Origin of the sequence: uncultured Traorella sp. (assembly GCF_944327115.1) — a bacterium.
Lineage (GTDB): Bacteria > Bacillota_I > Bacilli_A > Erysipelotrichales > Erysipelotrichaceae > Traorella.
The window spans coordinates 1-3,516 of record NZ_CALVGS010000103.1 but is presented as its reverse complement, the minus strand read 5'-3'; the positions used below and the strand labels follow the sequence as shown (position 1 = coordinate 3,516).

At 35.7% G+C, this 3,516-nt stretch carries 2 protein-coding genes; one reads left to right on the top strand and one right to left on the bottom strand.

Annotation, left to right across the window (positions count from 1 at the left end; translation table 11 throughout):
* On the top strand, nt 1-1,431 hold a 1,431-nt coding region (locus Q0K35_RS09225; RefSeq protein WP_294562479.1), incomplete at its 5' end, for a carboxypeptidase M32.
* Between the two features lie 179 nt (nt 1,432-1,610).
* Here the strand turns inward: Q0K35_RS09225 and Q0K35_RS09220 are convergent.
* Nucleotides 1,611-3,516, bottom strand: a 1,906-nt coding sequence (locus Q0K35_RS09220; protein WP_294562478.1) for a hypothetical protein, incomplete at its 5' end; no start/stop codon positions are given.

The window sequence follows — 3,516 nt, the reverse complement described above, 5'->3', positions numbered from 1 at the left end:
GCAGAAACAACGATCTTTTTTGATATGTCCACCATTGCTCCTGAAAATGGCAGTGATTATCGTATCAAGATGATGTCTTTATTGGGCGGCGAAGCTTTTGATTATCAGACAGCTCCTGAAAATATCGAAAAATTAGAAGAAATGTCAAAGATGGATTTAGGAGAAATCATGAATGAAGAAATTCGTCAGGTTCTCAAAGAGCTTCATCGTATCAGCAAGCTGCCACGTGATTTCTATATTTATATGCAGGAATTGACAGCCAAAGGTGAGCTGGCTTGGAAAAAAGCAAAAAAAGAAAAAGATTATACACTTTTTAAAGATACGCTTAAAGAATTGATCGCAATGAAAAAGAAAGCCTATGGCTATTATGGGTATGATAAGACATTATATGATGCGATGCTGGATGATTATGAAACCGGCATGACGATTGAAAAATATGATATTTTCTTTAACTGTATCAAAGAAAGACTGGTTCCTTTTATTAAAAAACTTCAAAAAGAAGGGAAAAAGATCGACGATCAGCCTTTACATCAAATATTTGATATTGAAGGGCAAGAAAAGGTCATGGATGTCTTAAAGGATTATATGAATTTTAATCCAAAGGAATGTTATATGGGATTAAGTGCTCATCCTTTTACTTGCAGTTTTTCTTTGCATGATGTACGTATTACAAACAAATATGTGGAAGATTCACTAGTAAGCTCAATCTTTACGATCATTCATGAATACGGACATGCTTTATATATGATGCATGTAGATGAAAAACTGGAGGGTCTTTATATTAGTGGCAGTATGACCAGTGGCATGCATGAATCACAAAGCCGTTTTCTTGAAAATTATATAGGAAAGCGTAAATCCTTTTGGGTCAATAACTTTTCTAAAGTAAAAGAAATCTTCCCTGATCAACTGAAGAACATTGCTTTTGATGATTTTATGGAAATGATCAATGTTTCCCAGCCTTCGCTCATTCGTACAGAAGCCGATGAGCTGACCTATCCTTTACATATCCTGATACGTTATGAGCTTGAAAAAGAAATGATCAATGGTCATATTGATATGGATCATCTTGATCAAATATGGGCAGATAAATACGAAGAATACCTGGGTGTTCGTCCACAGGATGCCAGCGAGGGCATTCTTCAGGATATCCATTGGTCTGACGGCAGCTTTGGTTATTTTCCAACTTATGCATTAGGAAGCGCCTTTGGGGCACAATTCTTTAAAGCAATGAAAAAAGATATTGATGTGGATGTCGCATTGGCAGGCAATCATTTCTCTTTGATCGAGGATTGGCTAAGAGAGCACATCCATCAGTATGGAGCATTATATAAGGCTAATGAAATCATCGAAAAGGTATGTCATGAACCTTTTGATCCAAATATCTATATAGATTATTTGATTGACAAGTTTTCTAAAATTTATGATATCTAAAAAGCACCCCCGGTGCTTTTTTCATTGGTGTCTATATCGAATCCTTCACTTGTTTTGATTATTTTTATATTGCATCAATACCCTCATTTTGACAGTTCTATTTATTATTCTGCTGATATAGTCTGCAGTGATATAAAAAGAGGGATATACTTGAATGGTATATCCGCTCCTTCATCATTTTATCTGATCAAAGATGATTTTTTAAATCTTAGTATGCTTTTTTTCAAAAGCACAAGCATTAAACCTGTACTGAGTACAACCAGACCCACATAGACACCCAGCTTATTGTTATCATTCGTTGATGGTGTATCACTTGGTTCTCCTACATTCTGCGTATCATCTTTAATAACTAAATTCTTATAAGCCGTTTCAAATGCCGTTTTAGCCTGATTGAATTGTTCCACAGACAGATCATCAAGATCATTCGACAAAGCTATAAGCGTATGATAAGCATCCTCATATTGCTCATATGTTTTTGATGTATATTTAGAAGCATCTTCTACAACGATCTGATCGACATAGGCTTTTACTTCATCTGCATTTGCTTTAACAGCTAAATTCAAAATAGCGTCTTCAATAGAAACAATTGTCTGAGAAACAGCTTCTGCAGTTCCGCTTACAAGAATAGTTTTGGCCTTTTCTACGCTGTCTAACAATTTTGCATAGCTCTCTTTTGTATAGAGCTTCTGATCTAATTTATCCGCTTTTTCCATCCATTGATGCAATGTTTTTACTGAAACCAGCTCTTTTTGGACTTTATCTAATCTCGCGACAGCATCTTTTAACTGCTCAGAAGACAGATTATTTAAATCTAACGATTTTACTTCGTTTAGAGCTTTCTGCAACTTTGAATAACTTTCAGAAGTATAATCTTCTTCCACATGATTTTCAAGCTGAGCAATCAGCTCATTCAACGTATTGAGAGAGTCGTTATCTTTGATGACCAGTTGTTTTCTAACGTTTTCAATCGAAACAACTGCAGATATGACCGAAGTTTTGCTGCCATCAATCAACAATTCCCTGGCCTCATCCACCGCTTTCTTATAAGCAGCATAAGAAGCATCTGTATAAAGATTTTCATTTACTGCTTCAAAAGCTGTGATAGCTTCGGCTAATTCTGAAATATTCACTAAAGCTTCTCTGGCAGATTTCACATCTTTTAATGCCTGCGCAAATTGTGTTGGATGGATATTTTCCGCTTCATGCTTTTTAATCAAGTCATCCATTACCTTTTTTGCTTCAAGATAAGCCTTCCATGAATGACTTGTATAAGTGTTTTCTACCTTTTCAATTGAGTTAATGAAGTCATTTTCAGATTCTGACATAAGAATTGCCTCTTCCATATTCGACGGATTGAATATAAGTGCCTGTTTTGCGGAAGCATAATCTACAACCAATTTTTCAACATCAGCAATCGATACATTTTCAGGATCAGCTATCGCATTTTTTACCGCATTTAATGCATTATCATATAACCGCCATGAACGAGCTGTATAATTTTCACTATCTGTTAACGCATCATCTGCAATCTTTTGAAGCCGGGTCATATCTCCTTTTAGTTCAGGAGCATTTAAGAGATTCTTGATAGAAGAAACGACGGTATCAATACTGCTCTGATCAGCATATTCACTTGCATACACTGCTTTTAACGCTTCAAATGCCGTTGCATATTTATCAGCAGCACTCTTCGTCCATGTTGAAGTATTCGCAGGGGTTTCTAAAAGCTTTTTAAGCTCTTCTTTATTAGCTGCGACATAAGTCCCCTTTGAAAGTATGACCTCCGAGATGCTTACATCTGTATTCTCCCATTCAAATTTAAGATCCAATAGAATTGAATTTTCAGGTAATATAAATTCATTTACGGTCTGCGCTAAATTACCTAACTTAATCCATGTGCTTTCAAAACGAGCTAAGTCATTTGAAGTCAATAAACGCGCATAAACGCTTGCATTTGAAATTGCATTGGCATTTTGGATCACCTTGATGTGATTCATATCATGGTTATCAGATATGGTGTAATTCAATGTCCCGCTCTTGCTATCAGGAATAAATGCGGTTGCTAAATTACCATCTGTCATATATGAA